The organism is Williamsia muralis (assembly GCF_051487485.1).
Classification (GTDB): domain Bacteria; phylum Actinomycetota; class Actinomycetes; order Mycobacteriales; family Mycobacteriaceae; genus Williamsia; species Williamsia muralis_B.
In genome coordinates, this window is the sequence record NZ_JAHVCV010000005.1 from 201136 (window position 1) to 217800 (window position 16665).

General features: G+C 65.8%; 13 protein-coding genes and 1 other RNA gene. 9 read left to right on the forward strand and 5 right to left on the reverse strand.

Annotation, left to right across the window (positions count from 1 at the left end):
* Positions 1-4 precede the first annotated feature (4 nt).
* From cobC to KXR83_RS15255, 4 genes are all read left to right on the forward strand, one after another.
* The gene (gene cobC, locus KXR83_RS15240; RefSeq protein WP_437425535.1) at positions 5-1075 is read left to right on the forward strand and encodes an Rv2231c family pyridoxal phosphate-dependent protein CobC; all 1071 of its coding nucleotides are present in this window, start codon (positions 5-7) and stop codon (positions 1073-1075) included.
* Positions 1072-2202 carry a Nif3-like dinuclear metal center hexameric protein gene (locus KXR83_RS15245; protein ID WP_437425536.1) on the forward strand — a complete coding sequence of 377 codons (1131 nt, stop codon included), beginning with the start codon at positions 1072-1074 and terminating at the stop codon, positions 2200-2202. The genes cobC and KXR83_RS15245 overlap by 4 nt, the downstream gene beginning before the upstream one ends.
* Positions 2203-2281: 79 nt before the next feature.
* Entirely contained in the window at positions 2282-3028 is a 747-nt protein-coding gene (locus KXR83_RS15250) for a zinc ribbon domain-containing protein (protein ID WP_062799600.1), read from the forward strand.
* Between the two features lie 72 nt (positions 3029-3100).
* On the forward strand, positions 3101-4228 hold the full coding sequence (locus KXR83_RS15255; RefSeq protein ID WP_437425537.1) for a bifunctional RNase H/acid phosphatase: 1128 nt from the start codon (positions 3101-3103) through the stop codon (positions 4226-4228).
* Between the two features lies 1 nt (position 4229).
* Here KXR83_RS15255 and KXR83_RS15260 read toward each other — a convergent pair whose 3' ends face one another.
* Positions 4230-5543, reverse strand: coding sequence for an NAD(P)/FAD-dependent oxidoreductase (locus KXR83_RS15260; protein WP_437425538.1), 1314 nt, complete (start codon positions 5541-5543; stop codon positions 4230-4232).
* 133 nt (positions 5544-5676) lie between these two features.
* Here KXR83_RS15260 and KXR83_RS15265 point away from each other — a divergent pair, with 133 nt between their 5' ends.
* Positions 5677-6561 carry a LysR family transcriptional regulator gene (locus KXR83_RS15265; RefSeq protein WP_437425539.1) on the forward strand — a complete coding sequence of 295 codons (885 nt, stop codon included), beginning with the start codon at positions 5677-5679 and terminating at the stop codon, positions 6559-6561.
* Between the two features lie 157 nt (positions 6562-6718).
* On the opposite strand, the gene KXR83_RS15270 is transcribed toward KXR83_RS15265, so the two are convergent.
* Positions 6719-7966 (reverse strand): SLC13 family permease, encoded by a 1248-nt coding sequence (locus tag KXR83_RS15270; protein WP_437425540.1) that lies wholly within the window; start codon positions 7964-7966, stop codon positions 6719-6721.
* A gap of 71 nt (positions 7967-8037) precedes the next feature.
* Here KXR83_RS15270 and rnpB point away from each other — a divergent pair.
* Together rnpB and KXR83_RS15280 are read left to right on the forward strand one after the other, a co-directional pair.
* Positions 8038-8449, forward strand: an RNA gene (gene rnpB / locus KXR83_RS15275) — RNase P RNA component class A.
* A gap of 63 nt (positions 8450-8512) precedes the next feature.
* Positions 8513-9925 carry an RNB domain-containing ribonuclease gene (locus KXR83_RS15280; RefSeq protein ID WP_437425541.1) on the forward strand — a complete coding sequence of 471 codons (1413 nt, stop codon included), beginning with the start codon at positions 8513-8515 and terminating at the stop codon, positions 9923-9925.
* 15 nt (positions 9926-9940) lie between these two features.
* Here the strand turns inward: KXR83_RS15280 and KXR83_RS15285 are convergent, their stop codons facing one another.
* The 3 genes from KXR83_RS15285 to panB form a co-directional block, all read right to left on the reverse strand.
* Positions 9941-11464 carry a CYTH and CHAD domain-containing protein gene (locus tag KXR83_RS15285; RefSeq protein WP_437425542.1) on the reverse strand — a complete coding sequence of 508 codons (1524 nt, stop codon included), beginning with the start codon at positions 11462-11464 and terminating at the stop codon, positions 9941-9943.
* Positions 11461-12447 (reverse strand): prolyl aminopeptidase, encoded by a 987-nt coding sequence (gene pip, locus KXR83_RS15290; protein ID WP_437425543.1) that lies wholly within the window; start codon positions 12445-12447, stop codon positions 11461-11463. The genes KXR83_RS15285 and pip overlap by 4 nt, the downstream gene beginning before the upstream one ends.
* 63 nt (positions 12448-12510) lie before the next feature.
* Positions 12511-13380, reverse strand: a complete 870-nt coding sequence (gene panB, locus KXR83_RS15295; RefSeq protein WP_437425544.1) for a 3-methyl-2-oxobutanoate hydroxymethyltransferase — start codon at positions 13378-13380, stop codon at positions 12511-12513.
* 303 nt (positions 13381-13683) lie between these two features.
* Here panB and KXR83_RS15300 point away from each other — a divergent pair, with 303 nt between their 5' ends.
* Positions 13684-15207 carry an alpha/beta hydrolase gene (locus tag KXR83_RS15300; protein ID WP_437425847.1) on the forward strand — a complete coding sequence of 508 codons (1524 nt, stop codon included), beginning with the start codon at positions 13684-13686 and terminating at the stop codon, positions 15205-15207.
* Positions 15208-15292: 85 nt separating this feature from the next.
* Positions 15293-16636 carry a type I glutamate--ammonia ligase gene (gene glnA, locus KXR83_RS15305; protein WP_023953813.1) on the forward strand — a complete coding sequence of 448 codons (1344 nt, stop codon included), beginning with the start codon at positions 15293-15295 and terminating at the stop codon, positions 16634-16636.
* Positions 16637-16665: the final 29 nt, after the last annotated feature.

Below are 16665 nucleotides of genomic sequence, written 5' to 3' on the forward strand. Positions count from 1 at the left end.
AACTGTGAAATCGCCGAGCGCACCGACCGGGGGAGAACACCGAGTTCCTGCGGGGCAGCTGCTCACGGACCTTGCTCGTCACGGCGACCGTGACGTGGAGCCTGGACTCGTCGACTTCGCGGTCAACGTGCGCGGCACCACCCCCGACTTCCTACTGCGAGCGCTGAACGCCCGCATCGGCGACCTCGCCCGCTATCCCGGGGTCGACGATGAGCGACGGGCTGTGGAGGCCATCGCCAGACACCATCGCCGTGACCCGTCCGAGGTGTTGTTGCTGGCCGGGGCCGCCGAGGGTTTCGCGCTGCTGCCGCAGTTGCAGCCCCGGCTGGCGGCGCTTCTGCAACCCTCGTTCACCGAACCCGAACGCGCCTTGCGTGCAGCGGACGTCGCGATCGAGCAGGTGGTGCTCCCGCCGCCGTGGAACCTCGACCCCGACCTCGTGCCGGAGTCTGCCGACCTGGTGGTGCTGGGCAACCCCACCAATCCCACGTCCGTGCTCCACCCGCGCGCCGCGATCGACGCCCTGCGGCGTCCCGGTCGCGTCGTGGTGGTGGATGAGGCGTTCGCCGACATCGTGCCCGGGGAGCCGGAGAGCCTCGCGGGCGATCGTCTCGACGGTGTGCTGGTCCTGCGGAGCATCACAAAGACATTCGCACTCGCCGGCCTGCGCGCCGGCTACCTGCTGGGCGACCCCCTGTTGCTGCGCCGGCTGGCCAGGGCGCGCCCCCACTGGCCACTGGGGACTTTGCAGCTGGTCGCGCTGGAAGTGTGTGCGGGCTCCGAGGGGGCTGAGTACGCGGCGGCGCAGGCTGCCGAGGTACAGGCGGATCGCGCCTCGATGATCGCGGCGCTGCAGGGAGTAGGTGTCGAGGTGATGGGACGGCCTTCGGCGTCGTTTGTCACGATCGCCGTCCCGAACGGCACTGCGTTCAAAGAACGGCTGCGCGATCATGGTTATGCGGTGCGCAGCTGCGCCAACTTCGTCGGGATGGGGCCGGACACGCTCCGGCTCGCGGTCCGCGACGAGAGCACTGTCTCCGGGTTGATCGATGCGATCGGAAAGGTGGGCCGATGACCGCCCTTGCAGACGTGATCAAAGTACTCGAACAGGCATACCCGGTACGGCTCGCCGAGGAGTGGGACTCGGTGGGGCTGGTGTGTGGTGACCCCGCAGAGACAGTCGGTTCGGTGCTCTGCTGCGTGGATGTGACCGACGCGGTGGTCGACCTCGCCGTGGCCGGAGGGGTCGACCTCATCGTGGCCCACCACCCACTGCTCCTCCGTGGCGTCGACACCGTGGGCGCCCATACCCCCAAGGGCCGGCTGATCCACCGGTTGATCCGGAACGGGTGCGCGCTCTACACCGCACACACCAACGCGGACTCGGCATCCCCGGGGGTCTCGGACGCATTGGCCGGCGCGCTCGGATTGACCGACCTGCGACCGCTGGACCCGAAACCTGCTGCGGCCATGGACAAGTGGTCGGTGTTCGTTCCCGCCGCCGACGCCGCCTCTGTGCGGGAGGCGATGTTCGCTGCGGGGGCCGGTCAGATCGGGGAGTACAGCCACTGCTGCTGGAGTACGTCCGGAACAGGGCAGTTCCTTCCCGGCGCAGATGCGGACCCGGCGGTCGGTGCGCGCGGTGAGTTGACCCAGGTAGGCGAAGATCGTGTCGAGATGGTTGCACGCACATCGGTGCGCGCAGCGGTTCTCGGCGCGCTGCGAGCAGCCCATCCCTACGAGGAACCGGCCTTCGATCTCATCGAGCTGGCCGCGGGGGTCAGTGGGGAGGGACTCGGCCGGGTCGGTGAGCTCGCCGGACCGCTGACGCTGGGCGCGTTCACCAAGCTTGTCGCCGACGCCCTGCCCGTGTCGACGTCGGGGGTACGCGCCGCCGGTGATCCCGAACAGGTGGTCCGGACCGTTGCGGTCTGCGGTGGAGCGGGCGATTCGCTGCTCAGGGCCGCGCGGGCCGCCGGAGCGGACGTCTACGTGACGGGTGATCTACGCCATCACCCGGTCGACGAACATCTGCGCGGGGGTGGTCCGGCGCTCATCGACGCCGGTCACTGGAGCACCGAGTTCCCTTGGTGTGAGCAGGTTGTCGATCTCCTGGGTGCCGAGCTGCCCGGGCTCTCGGCCACCGTGTTCGCCGACCCGACTGATCCGTGGACCGTCCATCGAGGGGGTCACGGCGGATGAGGGCGGCGGGAGCTGAACCGAGTGGGTCGTCGCAGACCGCGTACGGTTGCACATCCATGCATAAAACGAAAGGGCACTGGTGAAAGCAGACCCGGCCAGCCAACGACTCATGTTGGACATCGCCGACATCGATGCCGAATTGCACCGCATCGCGCATCGGCGGGCAGTCCTTCCAGAGAACGCCGAGTTGAGCAGGCTTGCCGAACAGCTGCAGACCCAGCGCGACGAGGCAATTCGCGCACAGATCGCCGCCGAAGACCTGCTGCGTGAATCGCGTCGGCTCGACAACGAGATCAACTCGATGTCGATGCGCGAGGCGAAGGACAACCAGCAGTTGGCGGCAGGCAATCTGCCCGCCAAGGCATTGACCGAACTCGAGCATGAGGTCGCCGGGCTGATCCGTCGCCGGTCCAATCTCGAGGACGAGATGCTCGAGGTGATGGAGCAGCAGGAAGCGGTCAGCGCGGACGAGCAGCGCGCATCGGCGATGACGGCCCACACCCAACGGCTGATCGACGACGCCACGGCCCGCCGCGAGGTCGCGTTGGCCGAGATCGCGGAGGCAGAAGCTGCGGCGCAGACCAAGCGTGACGCGATGCTCGAACACGCCGACGCCGATCTCATGGCGATCTACGATCGTCAGACGAAAGCGGGACGGGTCGGAGCCGGATTGCTCCGGGCCGGCCGTTGCGGCGGATGCCGCATGGAGTTCGACCGCGGACTACTCGGGCGCATCGCTGCCACCCCGGCCGACGAGGTCGTCCGGTGCGACGAGTGTGGCGCAATCCTGGTACGTACCAACGAATCCGGTCTGACCCGGCAATGACCGCGGCGCCTGTGCGCTCGACGACATCGCACGCGACGGCAGTGCGCAGACGGCACGAAGGGTGAGGTACCGGTGAAGGTGATAGCCGAGGCGGACGGGGGCTCACGCGGCAACCCCGGACCTGCCGGTTACGGGGCGGTCGTATTCGACGCCGACCACTCTGCGGTACTCGCGGAACGCAAAGAGGCGCTCGGGGTGACGACCAACAATGTGGCCGAATACCGGGGTCTCATCGCAGCGCTCACCGCGGCTGCCGAGCTCGGGGCCGCTGCGGTCACGATGCGGATGGATTCGAAACTCGTTGTCGAGCAGATGTCGGGCCGCTGGAAGATCAAGCATCCGGACATGATCCCGCTGGCTCGCGAGGCCAAGAGCCTGACCGAACGGTTCGACAACGTCGAGTTCGTCTGGATACCGCGCAACCAGAACGGGCACGCAGATCGACTGGCGAACGAAGCGATGGACGTCGCTGCAGGTGTGAAGCCTGCCGCGTCAACCGAATCCCGCACCGGCACAACGAAAACGACGCCGGTCCCGGCGCCGGCGACGTCGCCGGGGTGGACGGGCGCGCGCGGCGCTCCCACGCGTCTGTTGCTGTTACGGCACGGGCAGACAGCGCTGTCGGTCGAACGCCGCTACTCGGGTAGGGGTAACCCCGAACTGACCGAACTGGGCCGCGAACAAGCAGCACTGGCCGCCAAGCGGCTGGCCTCACGGACCCCCTCGGACGTCAGCGCTGTGATCAGCTCTCCGTTGGGCCGGGCCAGGGAGACCGCCGAATCAGCCGCCACCGCATTGGGTTTGCCGGTCACGGTGCACGACGGTCTGATCGAGACCGACTTCGGGGCGTGGGAGGGTCTGACGTTTCGAGAGGCCGCGGAGCGCGATCCAGAGCTCTTCAAGACCTGGCTCGGTGACACCAGCGTCGCTCCGCCCGGGGGCGAGAGCTTCGACACCGTCACCGAACGAGTGCTGCAGGCACGGTCAGAGATCGTCGCAGGCAACGAGTCGTCGACTGTTCTGGTGGTATCCCACGTGACACCCATCAAGGTGTTGCTGCGTTCAGCCCTCGATGTGGGTCCGTCGATTCTCTATCGACTGCACCTGGATCTGGCGTCGCTGAGCCTCGCCGAGTTCTACCCCGACGGCGGTGCGTCGGTGCGACTGGTGAACGACACCAATCACCTCGGCGAGATCTGACTCAACTGGCCTTGCGGCGACGTTGCTTGTCCGCCGGCATCCGGTCGGCCTGGTCGAATCCGGGACGGTTGCTGCCCACGAAGGCGAAGAGCCACGAGGCGATGGCAGCGAACCGGTTGCGGAACCCCACGAGGTAGAACAGGTGCACTGCCAACCAGGTCAGCCAGGCGATGAAGCCGCCGAACCGGATTCGCTCGTTGATGGCCACCACCGCGCTGAAGCGGTTGATCACCGACATGCTGCCCTTGTCGAGGTACTGGAACGGGGTGCCCGGTTGCTTCTTCCGGCTGATGATGTCTGCAGCGTGACGTGCCTCCTGCATGGCAACCGGGCTCTGACCGGGGTAGCCGTTCAGCGACGTCATGTCGCCGATGGCGAACACGTTCGCGTAGCCACCGACCGTCAGGTCGGGGTTGATCAACAGCCTGCCGGCGCGGTCGGTCGCGCTTCCGGTGACCTCGGCGAGCACGCTCGCGAAGGCGCTTGCCTGTACTCCGGCCGACCACACGATGGTGTCGGCTGCGATGCGGCGCGTTGCCGCCCCGTCGCCGATCTTGACGGTGACGCCTTCTGAATCCATCTCGGTGACAAAGGCGTTGAGTACCACCTCGACACCGCCACGTTCCAGGGCCCTCTGCGCATAGGCGGACAGCGAACCCCCGTACACGGGGAGCGCCGCCCCCGCGCCCTCGACGAGGTAGACCGAGACGTCATCGAGTTTGTAATACCGCGTAGCCAATTCGCGAATCTGGCCGGCGACCTCCACGCCGGTGGGGCCGGCCCCCACCACCACGAAGCTGAGCAACCGCCGACGTAGGTCCGGATCGTCCGTGCGTGCGGCTTCCTCGAAGCAGCGTCGGATCTGTGCGCGAAGACGGGTGGCGTCGTCGATCGTCTTGAGCGCAAAGGAATACCGTGAGAACTCGTCACGGCCGAAGTACGACTGTGTGGCACCCGTGGCCGCGATCAGATAGCGGAACCGGACGGTCTGGGCTGCGCCCTCACCGCGGAATGTGAGGAGCCCGGCATCGGGATCCACCGCGGTCACCGTTCCCAGCCGCACCTCGATGTTCTTGTGGCGGCGGAGGATGCCGGCCACGTCCGGGGCGATCTCCTCGCTGTTCAGGACGCCGGTGGCGACCTGGTAGAGCAACGGCTGGAACAGGTGCTCGGGAGTGCTCGAGACGAGGACCACCCGCAGACCCGACTTGGCGAGCCGCTGCGCTGCGGTGAGCCCACCGAAACCCGACCCGACGATGGCGACATCGGCGTCGAGTTGCTGATTCGTGCTGGTCGTTGCGAAAGGTGCGTCCATGATCCTTTTATCTCCTGGGTGCGACATCTGCCAAGTACAGCGTCGACTCATCAAGGAGTAATCCCTCATCAGCCGCTGATCAAACGAATTCTAAAGATAGGACTTATCGCGATTCGGCATATATGCTGCTGACATGGAGCTTCGCCAGTTGACGTATTTCGTGGCTGTCGCCGAGGAGCTGAGCTTCAGCCGGGCGGCGCAGCGCTGCTTCATCTCGCAGTCGGCGATCAGTCATCAGGTCGCCCGCCTCGAGCACGAACTCGGGTCCAAGTTGATCGAACGGTCCACCCGAGCCGTGCGGCTGACCGAGCTGGGCGCGCAGGTGCTCCCGCTTGCCCGGCAGATGCTGGGCATCGAATCGATGATCACGGCCGCGGCTCGGGCACCTGGTGGCCGGGTACGGATGGCGGCGAACATGTCGTTTGCTCAGCAATCGCTGGCCGCGATCGCGCAACTGCGCACCGAGCATCTCGACGTCGAGATCGAGTTCATCATCAAGAGTTTCGATCAGCGCATCGACGCGGTACTCGGTGGTGACGTCGACCTCGCGTTGATCCGAGGCGATATCGAACGCCCGGGCCTGGCCGTGCAGCGACTGTGGGTGGACGATCTGGTGGTGGCGATGTCGGATCGGCATCCGCTCGCGGGCACCGGCGACGTTCCGTTGGCCGAACTGGGTGCCTACCCGCTGTTGTTGCCGCCGGCGCGAGATCAGGTGTTGTTGCACAACGTGATCCGGGATGCGTTCGATCGGCATGGACTGGAGCGCCCTCGTCAGGCGCCGCCGTTGCCGGTGGATCACACGGCCACCATGGAGTTGCTGAACCACCCCGACGAATGGACGGTGCTGTACGAACGCATGCCGCTGGCGGGTATCGCCTTCACGCGGGATCGCGAACGCGCACTGAGGGTTCCGGTGTCTGCCGTTGTCCGTTCGCCGGGCGCGCATTCGGAGATCGTGGATGATCTGATCGCGACGCTGCAGGCCGTACACAGGCGGACCGGAGACGAAGCGTAGCGGAGCTCGACCCAAGAGACCGGAGACGAAGCGCAGCGGAGCTCGACCCAACAGACCGGAGACGAAGCGCAGCGGAGCTCGACCCAACAGACCGGAGACGAAGCGCAGCGGAGCTCGACCCAACAGACCGGAGACGAAGCGTAGCGGAGGTGGGTTTCTAGGTAACCAGCCAGAGTGCCACCACGGAGGCGACGAGGGCGGCGGGAACGGTGAGCAGGCCGACTGCGGTGTATTCCTTGACGGTCACGGTTTGACCGCCGACCCGGACGAGCTTGAGCCACAACATGTTCGCCAACGATCCGAGATAGGTGAGCGTCGGGCCGATGTTGACGCCGAGCAACATGGCGAGCACCAGCGGAGTCGGGCACCCGGCACCGAGCGCGGCGAGCATCAGCAGGGTCGCGGGAATGTTGTTGATCACGTTGGCGATCACTGCTGACACGACTGCGACGAGCAGTAGGTCGAGCAAGCCGGTTCCATCGGGCAGGAACTCGGCGAGCCGGGAGCCCAGTGCGCCGTCGGCGATCCCGACGACAAGCACTCCGAGGGCGAACACGAACGCGAGAAACCCTGCGTTTGCCGACCGCGCGATCTCGGCCACGGAGGTGTGGCGTGCGCGAATTGCCAACGCCGCCATCACCGTGGCGCCGAGGACGGCAAACCACACCGGTTCGACACCGATCACCGAGCTCAGTCCGAACAGCAGCAGCGTGGCGGTGAGTACGGCCAGGGCCGCCGTGGGGGCAGGGCCGGGTTCCTCGGTGTGTTCTGGTCGCGGGAGGGTCTTCAGGTCGCCGCGGAAGTACCAACAGAACAGTATGTACTCGACGGTCACGGTCACCAGCCACGGCAGCGCCATCAGCAAGGTGAATTCGACGAAACCCAGGCCCGTCGCGGCAAATGCCAGCAGGTTGGTCAGGTTCGACACGGGCATCAGCGTCGATGCCGAGTTCGCCAGGGTGAGAGAGGCGTAGCTGTACGGACGTGCGGCCACTCGTAGCGTCCGGGTCATCGACAGGAGGACGGGCGTCAGCAGCAGCACGGTTGCGTCGAGGCTCAGGGCGGCAGTGGTGAGGGCGCCGGCCACGAAGACGAAACCGAGGAGCCGGTACTTCGGCGCATGCGTGCCTGCGGCCGGAACCGATCGGCGCGCGATGGTCCTGGCGAGCCAGGTGAAGACCCCCAGTGCGGCACACGCGTGCGACAACACGAGCAGGGCCGCCAAGAACAGGACTGTCGGCGACAGGGTTCGGATCTCGGTCCAGGCCTGATCGGGGGACACCGCGCCGATCGCGATTGCGAGCCCGGCTGCCGGAACCGCGGCTGCGGCCTCGGGAAGCCCACGCGGCCGCCAGACAGCAATCCCCAGCGTCGCGACCAACAGCACCAGAGCCGCAACATCCACGCGCTGATTGTTCCCTGCGCCCGGTCGGGTGGACCAATCGGACAGGAGGGAACGTACAGTGATGGAGCGAACGAGTCGGCCGGGCGGCCGCGATCGCGGGAACAGTTGCCTCAGCGACCTGCCCGTGGTCGAGGAAAGTCCGGACTCCACAGAGCAGGGTGGTTGCCAACAGCAACCCGAGGTGACTCGCGGGACAGTGCCACAGAAAACAGACCGCCGGCGAAAGCCGGTGAGGGTGAAACGGTGCGGTAAGAGCGCACCAGCATCACGGGTGACCGTGATGGCTCGGTAAACCCCACCCGGAGCAAGGTCGAAGGTCGCATCAGGTAACTGGTGCGGCTGCGCAGGTGTTCGAGGGCGGCTCGCCCGAGCCTGCGGGTGGACCGCTCGAGGTACCCGGCGACGGTGTACCCAGATGGATGGCCGCCACCGGCAACCGCAAGGTCGCCGGTACAGGATCCGGCTTATAGGCCGGCTCGTTCGCCCACATCCGAATGTTTGTCCCGTCAAGCCGTTGCCGGGGGAGCCCGCCGTTAGTCTTGGGCGGTGCAACGCAGACTCCGCGCAGCGGACATAGACTTCGGCGCCATCCGGACCGACCTGGGCTTGTCCGAGGACTTCGGCGCCGCCGCACAGGAACAGGCGCAGAACGCAACCGATCGGTTCGCCAATTCCCGCACCGACCGCACCGACCTCCCGCTGGTCACCATCGACCCGCCCGGTTCGGTTGATCTCGATCAGGCGGTCCACATCGTTTCCGACGGTGACGGCTTCGTGGTGCACTACGCCATCGCAGACGTCGCCGCGCTCGTCCCTCCCGAGGGGCCATTGGACCAGGAGACGCGCCGGCGAGGGCAGACCGTCTACTTCCCCGACGGGAACGTGCCGTTGCATCCTCGGGCGCTCTCGGAGAACATCGGGTCGTTGCTGCCCGATCAGACGCGGCCCGCGGTGCTGTGGCGGATCACTGTGGACTCCGCAGGGGAACCGACGTCGGTGGACGTGCACCGGGCGTCAGTGCGTTCGGTGGCTCGTCTGGACTACGCAACGGTGCAGCGCGACGCGGACACAGGTCGCCTGCACCCGTCGATCGCAGCGCTGCCCGCCTTCGGCGAACTTCGCAGCAGACTGTCGATCAGCCGCGGCGCCATCGAATTGGGGTTGCCCGAACAAGAGGTCGTCCGCGAGCCCGGGGGCGACTGGCAGCTGGTGGTGCAACCCCGCACCCGCGCCGACATGTGGAACTCGCAGGTGTCGCTACTCACCGGGATGTGCGCCGGCCGGATGATGCTCGAGGCCAAGACCGGGCTCCTGCGGACCCTGCCCGACGCTCGTCCGGAAGACGTGGACAAACTGCGTGCATCCGCCTCTGCCCTGTATGTGCCTTGGACGCAAGGCGTTTCGGCTGGCGCTTTCTTGGCCGGGCTCGATCCGGCCGCTCCGAGCACCCTCGCGTTGATGTCGGATGCGACCACTCTTCTGCGCGGCAGTGATTATCTGGCGATGTTGGGGGAGATCCCGCCGGACACGGTCACCGGGCACGGCGGTATCGCCGGTGTGTACGCGCATGTGACGGCACCGCTGCGCCGGCTCGCCGATCGTTTCGCGACCGAGGTGTGTCTGGCGCTCGCCTCGGGGGAGTCGATTCCTCCATGGGTTCGCACGGCGCTGCCAACTCTTCCCGATGTGATGCGGAGTTCGAGTTCGATTGCCGGCAAGGCCGACCGGGCCGGCCTCGACCTCGCCGAGGCGATCCTGTTGTCGAGCCGGGTGGGCGAGAGCTTCACTGCCACAGTCCTGCACGGGAAGCGGGCCAACCGTCACGCCCAGGTCTTCATCTCTGACCCGGCGGTGTTCGGCAGCTGTCTCGGCGACCCACCGGAGGGCACTCGGATCCAGGTGAGGCTGACCGAGGCCGACCCTCACAAACCGACGGTGGTCTTCACCGCCGTGCCGTGATGGTCGGCCACGCGATCACCGAGCCGAGCGGATCTTGTCGTACTCGGCGAGCGCAGCCTTGGCCGCGAACTCCTCACGTGCGTCGAGGCGCCCGTAGACAAAGGCATCAACCGGGGTGATGCCGGATGCGGATGCCAGTGATGCGAGGTGCTCGCGACTGACTTCTGCATCGTGGAAATCGCCCAGCACGCTCTGTTCACCCTTGGCGACCTTCGCGATCTTGCGGTGTTTGTTGCTCTGCAGCTGCTCACCCGATTCGGCGCTGTACCGCAACTGCTTTGCGCGTTTGCGGATGGTGTGGAGTTGCTCCACCCATTCATGAGTACCGTCGGTGAGTTCCTCGAGTTTGCGCTGAGCCTTCTCGACACGCTTGGCGCTGCGTTTGACCGCGTGGTCGAGCGCGTCGGCGGCGGTGAGTTCTGCATCCTCGCCTGCTTCGGGCTCGGCGATGGTGCGGTCGAGTTCTTCGAGCAGCTCGAAATACCGCTTCGAGCGCAGGAAGTCGATGGCCAGTTCGAGTGCGATGCGGTGCGTTTCGCGTTGGTCGTCGATCAGTGCGGTGACGATCGACTCCGACGCCTTTTCGCTCTCGAGGAGGTGTTCGTTGCGTTCGAGTTGTACCTCGGCGTCCCGGGCTTCGCCTAGAACTGCTGCGAGATGCTTCAGCTCGCCGCCCAGATGTTCGGCCGTGTCAGCGGACAGCACATGCGGGAACGACTGCAGCACGCTACGCGCTCGTCTGGTTGCCACCCGCATCTGATGCACAGAATCCGGCGCATTCTCGCGGACGAGGGGATCCTGAGCGATCAGGTGGTCGCGGTGCTCGGCCAGCTCCGAGATGACGAGCTCGAGAGCGCTGGGCTTTTTGCCGATGGAGTGGGCTTTGCCCGTGGGGGTCGGCCCGATCGTCCTGGCCAATTTCGATGCACTCGACGCGGTGCGGGCTCCGCTGGCACGCAACAACTTGTCGGCCTTTTTGAGCAGCTTCTCGTTGCCGTTCACCAGTTCGAGTTCCCACTCGTTCCAGCTCTGGGCGTGTCCGCCGGGAAGCAGTGACTGGGCGGTCACGTTGTCGTCGCACAGGACGGCCAGCACGTTGTCGTCCCCGTCGCGCAGTTCGGTGATGTGCCGCACGGTGGCGATCGTGGCGATGGGGATCAGGCGCCGACCGCGGACGTGAACACCGACCTGATCGGCCAATGCGTGGGGCACCACGGCCGCGAAATGGTCCGTCTGTGTTTCGGTGCTGGCGTCGACCACCGAGTCCAGCGGGGCGTGTAGCTCGCGGCGGGCATTGCTGTTCGCGGGGGCGGGACGCTTGAGATGCCAGCCTTCGTCGTGCCCTCCGGCCCGTCGGCGCAAGGTGATCTTGTTGCTGGCCAGATCGAGCGCTTCGGTGTCGTAATAGGTTGCGTCCAAATGCTCGACCACCGGTCCGGACACCGAATGCACCACGTCGAGAGTGGTCAGATCGGGTACGGACGCTCCGGCATTCAGGTCGTACTTGAGTTCGACTTCCAGAACCTCGTCGGCGCTCACCGGGTACTTCCCTTCTGTTGGTCGAGACCGGCAAAGCGGTCGGTTGCTTCGATCAAGTGGTGGCGGATACCCGTTTCGAACGAGGCATGCCCGGCATCGTCCACCATATGCAACTCGGCCGCAGGCCATGCGCGGTGAAGGTCCCAGGCGCTTCGCGCGGGGCAGACCACGTCATAGCGACCTTGGACGATCACACCCGGGATGTGTGCGATCCGATGTGCGTCGCGCAGCAGTTGCCCCTCGTCGAGGAAACCGCGGTGTGTGAAGTAGTGGTTCTCGATGCCGGCGAAGGCGAGTGCATAGCGTTCGGAGTCGCCGTCCTCGTCTGCGTTGGCGTGCTGAGGAAGTAGGTAGCTGGTCGATTTCTCCCAGGTTGTCCACGCCACTGCGGCCCGCACCGCGGCGGCGCGATCGTCGCCTGTCAACAGCCGGTGGTAGGCCTCGACGAGGTCGCCGTTGCGGTCCGACTCGGGAATCGGTTCGAGATACGACTCCCACAGATCCGGGTAGATGTTGGCGGCACCGCCGTTGTAGTACCAGTCGATCTCGCTGCGGCGCAGCAGGAAGATCCCACGGAGCACCAGCTCGGTGACCCGCTCTGGATGCCGCTGTGCGTAGGCGAGTCCCAGCGTCGACCCCCAGGAACCGCCGAACACCTGCCACCGATCGATCGCCAACTCCGTGCGCAACTTCTCCATGTCGGCGATGAGGTGGCCGGTGGTGTTCACGGACAAGTCGGCGCCGTCGGCGATGTGGGGCCGTGACTGTCCACATCCCCGTTGATCGAACAAGACGATCCGATAGGCCTCGGGGTGGAAGAACTGTCGCTGATTCGGTGACGTACCGCCGCCCGGACCGCCGTGCACGAACACCACGGGTTTGCCGCTCGGGTTGCCGCTCTGCTCCCAGTAGATCTGTTGGCCGTCACCGACATCGAGATGTCCGGAGGCGTACGGCTCGATGGCCGGATAGAAATCGCGCATCCGACCACTATGCCGGTCCGCCCGCGGACGGGCCCGCATTTGCGGCCGACCGAGCTGAAAGCCCTAGTAGCTGTGCTCGGGTCCGGGGAACTGTCCGCGACGCACCTCGTCCGCGTACTGCTCTGCGGCACGGCGCAATTCGCCACCCACGTCGGCGTAGCGCTTGACGAACCTGGCGGTCTTGCCGTGAGTGAAGCCGGCCATGTCCTGCCACACGAGTACCTGTGCGTCGGTTTCGTTGCCGGCCCCGATGCCCACGGTGGGGATGGTGAGTTTGCGGCTGATCTGTCCCGCGAGGTCGGCAGGGACCATCTCCATCACCACAGCGAATGCGCCGGCCTCCTGGACGGCGATGGCGTCGGCGATCAGTTGGTCGCCGGCATCACCACGGCCCTGAACACGGAAACCGCCGAGGCCGTTGACGCTTTGGGGCGTGAAGCCGATGTGTGCCATCACCGGGATGCCTGCCGCGGTCAGTGTGGCGATCTGGTCGGCGACGCGTTCGCCGCCCTCCAGTTTGACGGCGTGGGCGCCGCCTTCTTTGAAGAATCGGATCGAGGACTCCAGGGCCTGCTGCGACCCGGCCTCGTAGCTGCCGAAGGGGAGATCGGCGACCACCAGCGCGTGCGGTGCACCCTTGACGACCCCGCGGACCAGGGGGAGCAGTTCGTCGATGCTGACGGGGATGGTGGTGTCGTAGCCGTAGACGACGTTTGCCGCTGAATCACCGACGAGGAGAACCGGGATCTGGGCATCGTCGAAGATCCGGGCGCTGGAGTAGTCGTACGCGGTGAGCATCGACCACTTCTCGCCTTCAGATTTCATCTGGGCCAGGTGATGCACGCGGGTGATGCGGCGACGGGGGGAGGAAGTGGCTGCTTCGCCAGAAACTGGTGCGGAGGGAGCAGCGCCATAAACCGAATTTTCGGACATCGTTGTCTCTTTCGTGCCTCGAGTCCCGCATCCGCGGGTACCCGGGTGGGTGGATGACCCCACCAGTGTGGCACTCCGCAGCGCGAGGAGAAATGGTGTCGGCAGTGGAACTTGTCACACGGACGTGATCTCGGCGGAACCTCACCGACTTCGCAGACGGCTGTGCGGCGTCGTTCGCGTGGCACGATGATGACGGTGAGCATGGATGTGAGGCCGACCCGGCTCGTGGATGGAGTGCCGGCCCAACTCGTGAACCAGGAGCCGAGCCGGCCGCGACGACGTATCGCGGTGGTGACGATCCTGATGGCTCTGTTGCTGACGGCCGCATGCACCGAAGGTGTGTCGGGCACACCGACCAACGCAACGTTCACTACCGGGGTGGCCCCGACTCCGGACCTCGACCGGTTCTACGGGCAAGAGATCCGCTGGGGTCCGTGCACCGACTTTGCCGACCAGGAGCTGAACGGCTATCCGGCCGACCGCAGCGACTGCGCGACCGTGTCGGTTCCGGTGGACTACGCCGACCCCGAGGGGCAGGTGGCACAGATCGCGATGTTCCGGTTGCGGGCGTCCGGCGACAAGATCGGCTCACTGCTGGTGAACCCGGGCGGGCCGGGAGCCTCCGCGGTCGAGTTCATCGCAGCGCAGGCCGACTTCCTCGGCGGTCTCGACATCTCCGAACGTTTTGACCTGATCGGGTTCGACCCGCGGGGCATCGGCAAGTCGACGCCGGAGATCCGTTGCCTGACCGACGAGGAACGCGACGCAGAACGGGCCGAGACCCTCGTCGACATGACGCCCGACGGCATCGCCGCAATCGAGGACCGTGCGCGGGCGTTTGCCCAGAAGTGCGCCGAACGCCTGGGTACGCAATACCTCGCGCATGTCGGTACCGACGACGTGGTCAAGGACATGGACGTCCTCCGTGCGGTACTCGGGGACGAGCAGTTGAACTACCTGGGCTATTCCTACGGCACCCGCATCGGCGCGACGTACGCCGAGCAGTTCCCGACCAAGGTCCGGGCCATGGTCAACGACGGGGCAGTGGATCCGTCGGCCGACCCGGTCGAGGACGCCGTGGCGCAGCGAGAAGGTTTCCAGTCGGCGTTTGATGCGTTCTCAGCCGACTGCGCCCGGTACTCCGACTGTGCACTGGGCCCGGACCCGTCGAAGGCCACGTCACGGTTTCAGCAGTTGACCCGGCCGCTGATCGACGCGCCGGTCCCGACGACGCAGGACCGTCGACTCACCTACGGCGACGCGATGACAGGGGTGAGTCAGGCGTTGTATTCGGACACGCTCTGGGAACCGCTGCGTGAGGGCTTGGCGCAGTTGACCGAGGGCACCGGGAGTACGTTGCTGCGGCTGGCGGACCTGTACGAGGGCCGCGACTCCTCAGGCGCCTACACGAACACCTTGGACACCTTCACGGTGGTGCGTTGTGTGGACGACCCGCCACTGACCGATCAGGCCCAGATCGATCGTCTCGATGTCGAATCCCGCAGGGTGGCGCCGTTCGCCGACGACGGTCGCGGAACCGGCCGCGGCGCTCGTGACGCCTGCGCGTTCTGGCCGGTGCCACCGACGAGCACGCCCCATGAACTCGATGTCCCCGACTTGCCCACCACGGTCGTCGTCTCCACCACCAACGACCCGGCGACTCCCTACCAGGCGGGTGTGGAACTCGCGAGGCAACTACGGGCCCGGCTGATCACGTTCGAAGGCGATCAGCACACGGCATCATTGCAGGGAGATGACTGTGTGGATGACGCGATCACCGCATACTTCGTCGATCTCACACTTCCGGAAGAAAACCTCAAATGTTGAGATTCCAGGGTGAAATCCGCTGGATATTCTGGTTGATGCGCGCTTGTAACATCGATTTAACACCGCGCTCCTAGGCTCCGATGTCATGGATCGCCAAAAAGAATTCGTGCTCCGGACCCTTGAAGAGCGCGACATTCGTTTTGTTCGCCTCTGGTTCACCGACGTTCTCGGATATCTGAAGTCGGTCGCGATCGCGCCTGCCGAGCTCGAAGGCGCTTTTGCCGAGGGTATCGGGTTCGACGGCTCGGCCATCGAGGGCTTTTCGCGGGTGTCCGAGGCCGACACGATCGCGAAGCCCGATCCGTCCACGTTCCAGATCCTTCCCTGGACCACCAGCACCGGGCGGCACCACTCCGCGCGCATGTTCTGCGACATCGTGATGCCCGACGGTGAACCGTCCTGGGCAGATTCGCGCCACGTCCTCCGTCGGCAGCTGAACAAGGCCGCCGATCAAGGTTTCAGCTGCTACGTGCACCCCGAGATCGAGTTTTTCCTCCTCAAGAACCCGCCCAGTGTCGACGGGTCGATCCCGATCCCCGCCGACAGCGGTGGCTATTTCGATCAGGCAGTACATGATTCGGCGCCCAACTTCAGGCGCCACGCCATCGAAGCCCTCGAGTCGATGGGCATCTCGGTGGAGTTCTCCCACCATGAGGGCGCACCCGGACAGCAGGAGATCGACCTGCGATACGCGGACGCCCTGTCCATGGCCGACAACGTGATGACGTTCCGTTACGTCGTCAAAGAGGTCGCGATCGGTGAGAACGTCTGGGCGACGTTCATGCCCAAGCCGTTCAGCGAGTACGCCGGCTCGGCGATGCACACCCACATGAGCCTGTTCGAGGGTGACACCAATGCCTTCCACAATCCCGACGACCCGATGCAACTGTCGGACACCGGAAAACAGTTCATCGCCGGCATCCTGCACCACGCCGACGAGATCAGTGCCATCACGAACCAGTGGGTGAACAGCTACAAGCGCCTGATCCACGGTGGTGAGGCCCCGACCGCCGCCAGCTGGGGCGCGGCCAACCGCTCGGCGCTCATCCGCCTGCCGCTGTACACGCCCAACAAGGCCTCCTCACGCCGGATCGAGGTCCGCAGCCCCGACTCCGCATGCAACCCTTACCTCACCTTCGCGGTACTGCTTGCCGCGGGGCTCAAGGGAATCAAGGAAGGCTACGAGCTACCCGAACACGCCGAAGACGACGTGTTCGCGCTGACCCCGGCCGAGCGACGCGCCATGGGCTATCGCGAGTTGCCGGGAAGTCTCGCCGAGGCTCTCACGAAGATGGAGAAGTCCGAATTGGTCGCCGAGGCCGTCGGTGAACACGTCTTCGAGTACTTCCTGCGCAACAAGTGGGCGGAGTGGACCGAGTACCGCAGCCACGTCACGCCGTTCGAACTGAAGAACTACCTGGCCCTGTAATTCTCCGGTGGCGCCGGCCCGTGTGGGCT